Here is a 6,187-nt window from a genome sequence, read left to right as displayed (position 1 = left end):
AGCCGTATCCTCTACAGTCACCGTTGAATCTGACGCCGGTTTACTACCGTTGCCACATGCTGCGGAAAATAATACTACGACTCCGGCCAGCAGGAACATGTTCGTGACTTTTTTCATAATACCGTTGTTTAAGGGTGAAGTAAATCAGGTTAGCTTAGTTAACAAAGTCACACCTTAAACAGGATCACCTTTTATAATCGGGCGGTATCGGGTTTGGTTTTAGTAGTATCAACGGGAATAACACTGGTACTATCAACGGTAGGTATTGACACCGCTGCCGAATCAGCTTCCCGGCCGGCTTCTTTACTGCCACTGCAGGCAAAAAGAAAAATACTGAGCATGCCAGCTATACATAATACCACACATGATTTGTAGAAGAAGGGTTCCATTACGCAATAAATTTATGGTTATCAGACTTAGTCATAACAACGGTCTGGACAAACGGTTTAAATTTCTATTCCTTTTTCTTACGGGAAAGAATTGTGCCAACGCTTACATTTGTAACAATATATTTTCATCACATGAAACATGTCTTGCAGATCATCGAAGAAGATCAGATACTCAAAGTACTGATAGCACTGATCATGGGTGCGGTACTGGGCCTGGAAAGGGAATATAAACGCAAAGCAGCAGGCATGCGTACCATGACGTTGATATGTATGAGCAGCGCGGTATTTACGATTCTTTCTGCGGAACTGGGCTTTCCTAATTCTGCGGATCGTGTAGCCTCCAACATCCTTACAGGCGTGGGTTTCATCGGGGCGGGTGTAATTTTCAAAGGGGATTATACGATCGATGGTATTACCACGGCAGCGGCCATCTGGATCGCGGCAGCCATAGGTATGGCGGTGGGGATGAGCCAGTACTGGCTGGCTGGCACAGCATTGGCAGGCTCGCTCATGGTATTGATCGTATTGGAGTTTTTAGAAAGAAAAATTGAGGAAATAAATGATAAGCGTTTCTACACAATTTACTTTTATGAAGAGAAATTTCCACACATGGATGTTGACAATATCCTACAGAGCTTTCAGCTGAAATATAAAAAGCTGGTGGTCGTGAGAAAGGAAAATATCATAGAGGTAAATTACGCAGTGCGGGGGCATCGCAGCAGAATGATAAAGTTGGATGATTTTCTGTTAAAGAACACGAATATTTTCCAGTTCCAGGTGCAGTCGAATCCATTGTAACCAGTTAATAAATTTATTATGCCATCATATGCAGATCTGCCTTTGCACTACGGACAGGTACCGCCCTGGCTGGCTAAGCGCATGAGCCTTTTAGGCGGCGCCATTGTAGAGGCCATAGTGACCGATTACGGTAAGGGGGAAGTGATCAGGCGGCTCAGTGATCCCTGCTGGTTTCAGGCACTGGGCTGTGTGTTGGGCATGGACTGGCACTCTTCCGGCATTACGACCAGTGTAATGGGCGCGTTAAAGAAAGCGATTAATCCCCGTTCCGCAGAACTGGGTATTTATATCTGCGGTGGCAAAGGTCGCCATAGCAAACAAACGCCGGCAGAATTGACCGCTATTGCCCACAAAACGGGCCTGCCCGGCGATCAGCTGGTATATAGCAGCAAGCTCACGGCCAAAGTCGATAACACCGCCATACAGGATGGTTTTCAGTTGTACCTGCATTCCTTTATCCTCTCTGATGAAGGAGAATGGGCGGTAGTACAACAGGGCATGAATGACGCCAGCAGTATGGCCAGGCGTTACCACTGGCACTCCTCCGCCTTTAAATCATTCACCGAAGCACCACATACTTTTATTTACGGACGTAATCAGGGACAAATCCTGAACCTGACCGATCTGCAGGCCGATGCGACCAAGTCGGGTATTTTGCTGCTCACAAAAGAGAAACCGGCGCATCTCCTGCCGGAAATTCGTAACCTGATCATGCCGTCGCATCATGAAGTGAGAGCAGAAAATGTAAACCTGAAAAGACTGGGCAGTGTGCTTGCATTGGCGCATGATACACGTCCGGCCGACTTTGAAGCACTCCTGATGCTGGAAGGCGTAGGTCCGAGAACGTTACAGTCGCTCACACTGGTGAGTGAAGTTATTCACGGCACCCCGTCCCGGTTTGATGACCCGGCCCGATTTTCGTTTGCCCATGGCGGTAAGGATGGTCATCCCTTCCCGGTACCCATCAGGATTTACGATGAAACCATCCATACGCTCAAAGAAGCCCTGCAAAAGGCTAAAATCGGTGAGTCGGATAAGAAAGATGCCATCCGCAAATTATCTGCACTCTCGCAGCAAATAGAAAAGGACTTTGAGCCCAATACCAATTTTGATAAAGTGATAGAACAGGAACGGCAAAATTCCTGGCAGTACGGCGGCAGAACCGTTTTTGGAAAGGCGGTTAAACCCTCCCCTCCAAAGAACGGGGATCAGCTGAAGCTTTTCTGATAGCACCATAAACAGCAATATCCATGATCAACTATAACGGGCTCACAGTCCCCGAAGCCACGCGTATTCAGCGGGAAATGCAAACGCAGGTACAGACCATTCCTTACACAGGTCCGGTAAACTATGTGGCCGGCGCAGATATTTCTTTCAATAAATTCAGTACCACCGTATATGCAGGCATCGTATTGTTGAAGTTTCCCTCCCTTACACCAGTGGGTTACAGCCTGGTGAAAAAGGAAGTACTGTTTCCTTATGTACCCGGCTTTCTGGCTTTCCGGGAAGTACCTGCCCTGCTGGATGCCTGGGAGCAGCTTCCCATAAAACCGGATATCCTGGTGGTAGATGGTCATGGTATTGCACATCCGCGCCGGATGGGCATTGCTGCCCATTTTGGCGTATTAACCAACCAGCCTGCCATAGGCAGCGCCAAGAAAAAACTGTATGGTAATTATGAAGAACCGGGACCGGAGAAAGGCAGCCATTCACCACTGACAGATAAACAAGGATATTTATTAGGTGAGGTACTGCGCAGTAAAAATAAAGTCAAACCCATTTTTGTATCTCCCGGGCACCGGATAGATGTACCGGGTAGTCTGGAGATATTACAGCAATGTATACAAGGCTACCGCTTACCCGAACCTACGCGGCTGGCGCATAATGCGGTGAATCAGTTCCGGCTCGGGGAAATTCCGGAGGGATGGACGGAGTTGTAGAAAGCATAAGGCGTAAAGCATAAAGCAAAAAGCTATTGCAGCGAATTAACAAAGCGGATATATTATTTGCTTTATCACTCGCTACAATAGCTTTTTGCTTTATGCTTTGTGCTTTCAAAAGGAGATCCAGGCAATATTCGCTTTCTTTTCCAGCCCTTTGCGGGAAATTAACACCGTCGCATAAACACCGTTTTGTGCATTATAATCTGCTGCACCCATCATACATGCATATCCCTTTGTTACTTCGGGCATGCCGAACAGGTACATTCTTTCCATCTTGCCTTTGTAAAAACGATAACAAACGAAATTAGCATCTGTAGCAAACTTCAAAGGCTTACGTACTTTGTCTGAACCACCGGTATCGAGGTATTGGAGGTAGTCATTGAACAACACAAATGATGCAGCGGCACCGGGAATATAATCGTAAGAGAGCCAGGTGTTGGTATTAAGCGCTGCAATTTTGTTGCGGAACACCCATTCACTTTTGGTACGGCGTTGCAACTGAAAAGGTTCGCAGATACCTGTAATTACCTGGTACTTGGAAACAGCCATGGTGGTGTTTTCTCTCCCTATAGTATCCAGCAGCGCAATACCAATATCACCCAGGTTAGTGTGGAGTTTATTGATCTGCGTATTTCCCTGTTTAAAGAAAGAAAGATTTTCCATCAGCAACGTACTGCTGCCATCTTCGTTTAGTAGTAACCGTTGTGGTGTTCCTTTATAAGGCTCTTTATATCCCAGGTTCTGCTCTACATTGCGGGCCAGCTCCGGAAAACTCAGCTGTACATGCTTCTGTAGCTTACCGGTGGCCGCCTGAAAAGTATTCATGATAATACCACTGCCTCCTTCTTTTTGTTTCTCAGGGAGATACAATAACATGCGTACCTGCGCGGCGGCTGTTGCGGTCTGAATATAGCCACCTACGTTACCTGCACCGGCAGTATAGTCCAAAACATGGTGCGCAAAGGTGGCCGAATCCGGCGACAGCATAGAGAAGAGTACTTTAGGACCGCTATCACCTTCTTTACGTTTGGCGTTGAAACCAACGGTACCAAGGTATACCTGCGTTTTACCGGCTACCGCCATGCTGATATAACTGAAATAGCTATACGAAGTATCTGCTACATAAAACCAACCCTTATTGATGATGTCATGTGTGGGTGAAAAATGTAATACCTGTATCCGTTCGTGAATGCTGTCATTTTTCTGAATGGCTCCGCCGGAAAACAAAGCCACTGCATAGTAATCACTGTTCGGATCTTTCTCTACATAAATATCATGCGAGGCGAGGTTATCATCTACAAACACGCTGCGATGCTGAACAGAAGGCAGTTCTCCCAGTTTGTCCTCACGAACAAGCTTACCTGTTTCTGCATCCAGTATCAACCGATATAGGACCGGATTATATTTTACCAGTTGTTGCAGGAAGATAACCGGCTGTCCGTTTATTTCATAAATACCATCTATTTCCGTGGACTCCAGATCTGCACTATTCCATTGTTGTGTATGGAGTGTATCCGTTACCGTTAGCTCATGCTGCGCATTGTACACCGACACCGACAACCCTTCCTTCTTAGAAAAGTGCAGGTAAAAGGTTCGGCCGTTCTTTAGCTGCATGAGTTTATCCCAACCATCTCCCGGCTCCCCGAAATCGGGCCCTAATGTTACAGCAGGCACCTGGGCAAATGCGAAGGTGCTGAAGAGTAATGCCCCTAAAAGGACAGGCCATCTTAAATAGTTCATTGCTTTATTAATTAATAATTTCAAATATATGAAATTATTTAAATTTAAAAGATTTCGTACAATGAGGACTATCTTTTTGAAAGCGCAAGGCATAAAGCTGAAAGCAAAAAGCTATTGTAGCGAATTAACAAAGCGGATATCTTATTTGCTTTATCACTCGCTACAATAGCTTTTTGCTTTATGCTTTATGCCTTACGCTTCTCTAATGCCCTTCATGCTCTCCGCTGTTCTTCAGCTTGGCCAGCAGGTCGTACGCCCCCGTCACTACGACGTCGGCGTCCGGCGTATTGGTAGGAAAAGTCACTTCGGTGTATCCTTGTTCACTGTTGCCCCGCTGCACTTCCACCATGTTGAAATGGAAGCTGCTGTCTGCGCCGGGCTTTTTCATAAACACATACGCCTTATTTTCAAAATTAACGACGGCTGCGTCAGGCAGAGCTTTCACATTCCCGGGGCCGGTTTCAATCATGGCCTGTAAATAAGTACCGGGCAACAACTGCGTATCTTCCTGTTCGAGATGGCAATGTACCCTGACAGTTCTTTCCGGGCTGATTTCGCGGCCTATCAGGTGCACAGTGGCAGTACGCTGCGTAGATTCATTCGCCAGGGTAAACCGCACCAGCTGCCCTAATTTCAACTTTGGAATGTCCTTTTCAAAAACAGTCAGCTCTGCATGCAGGTGCTCCGTGTTCACGATACGGAAAAGAATATCTGCCGGCGTTACAAACTGCCCCAGGTTCACATTTACCTGGGTCACATATCCGCTGATAGGCGTAGTTACATTCACCGTGCGCTGAATATTCCCTTTATCCAGCGACGCCAGATTCACGTTCAGCACGGCCAATTTCTGTTTCAAGCCATTCTCTTTGGCCTGCAGGGTTTGCCAGGTAGCCTTGGCCTGTTGCAATGTTTTCAGGGCATTCACATTTTCTTTAGCCAGTTCCCCCTGCCGTTCGTATTCTTTTGTCGCATATTCCAGCTGGCTTTTCACTTCCAGGTAGTCCTGCTGCATCTGTATGTAATCAAGGTTTTCCAGCACAGCAATGACTTCTCCCTGCTTTACGCGCATGCCCTGCAGCAGACTGGTTTGTTTTACAAAACCACCCATAGGCACCGCAATGCTTACCTGTTGCTGAGGAGGCACATCCAGTAATCCGTTTACTTTCACAGCGCCACTGATCTGACGACTTTCCGCCTTGCCATAGATAATCCCCACCGTTTTAAATTGTTCGGCGGTTAGTTCTACTACGCCGGCTTCTTCCTCATGGTCATGCTTTTCAGTAGTAGTAGCGGCGTCCGGATTACTGCCGCAGGAAA

At 46.8% G+C, this 6,187-nt stretch carries 6 protein-coding genes; 3 read left to right on the top strand and 3 right to left on the bottom strand.

Annotated features, from left to right (window positions below):
• Positions 1-191 precede the first annotated feature (191 nt).
• Positions 192-389, bottom strand: coding sequence for a hypothetical protein (locus VIP81_RS15525; protein WP_331962492.1), 198 nt, complete (start codon positions 387-389; stop codon positions 192-194).
• 132 nt (positions 390-521) lie between these two features.
• Between VIP81_RS15525 and VIP81_RS15520 the strand changes: the two genes are divergently transcribed.
• From VIP81_RS15520 to nfi, 3 genes are read left to right on the top strand one after another with little or no spacing between them, the layout of a single operon-like run.
• On the top strand, positions 522-1,187 hold the full coding sequence (locus tag VIP81_RS15520; protein WP_331962489.1) for an MgtC/SapB family protein: 666 nt from the start codon (positions 522-524) through the stop codon (positions 1,185-1,187).
• An 18-nt stretch (positions 1,188-1,205) separates the two neighbouring features.
• Positions 1,206-2,414, top strand: a complete 1,209-nt coding sequence (locus VIP81_RS15515; protein WP_331962486.1) for a DUF763 domain-containing protein — start codon at positions 1,206-1,208, stop codon at positions 2,412-2,414.
• A 23-nt stretch (positions 2,415-2,437) separates the two neighbouring features.
• Entirely contained in the window at positions 2,438-3,127 is a 690-nt protein-coding gene (gene nfi, locus VIP81_RS15510) for a deoxyribonuclease V (RefSeq protein ID WP_331962483.1), read from the top strand.
• 114 nt (positions 3,128-3,241) lie between these two features.
• Here the strand turns inward: nfi and VIP81_RS15505 are convergent, their stop codons facing one another.
• Positions 3,242-4,870 carry a hypothetical protein gene (locus tag VIP81_RS15505; protein ID WP_331962480.1) on the bottom strand — a complete coding sequence of 543 codons (1,629 nt, stop codon included), beginning with the start codon at positions 4,868-4,870 and terminating at the stop codon, positions 3,242-3,244.
• A 202-nt stretch (positions 4,871-5,072) separates the two neighbouring features.
• Positions 5,073-6,187: efflux RND transporter periplasmic adaptor subunit (locus VIP81_RS15500; RefSeq protein WP_331962477.1), on the bottom strand; the 1,115-nt coding region annotated here is incomplete at its 5' end.

The organism is Chitinophaga sp. (assembly GCF_036566945.1).
Lineage (GTDB): Bacteria > Bacteroidota > Bacteroidia > Chitinophagales > Chitinophagaceae > Chitinophaga.
The sequence above is the reverse complement of the archived record's forward strand: the minus strand, read 5'-3'. Positions and strand labels throughout refer to the sequence as shown.

What these genes read in the sequence shown, in the direction of transcription:
- VIP81_RS15525 (WP_331962492.1), bottom strand. Translation starts at nt 389, where the DNA reads ATGGAACCCTTCTTCTACAAATCATGTGTGGTATTATGTATAGCTGGC.
- VIP81_RS15505 (WP_331962480.1), bottom strand. Translation starts at nt 4,870, where the DNA reads ATGAACTATTTAAGATGGCCTGTCCTTTTAGGGGCATTACTCTTCAGC.
- VIP81_RS15515 (WP_331962486.1), top strand. Translation starts at nt 1,206, where the DNA reads ATGCCATCATATGCAGATCTGCCTTTGCACTACGGACAGGTACCGCCC.
- VIP81_RS15520 (WP_331962489.1), top strand. Translation starts at nt 522, where the DNA reads ATGAAACATGTCTTGCAGATCATCGAAGAAGATCAGATACTCAAAGTA.
- nfi (WP_331962483.1), top strand. Translation starts at nt 2,438, where the DNA reads ATGATCAACTATAACGGGCTCACAGTCCCCGAAGCCACGCGTATTCAG.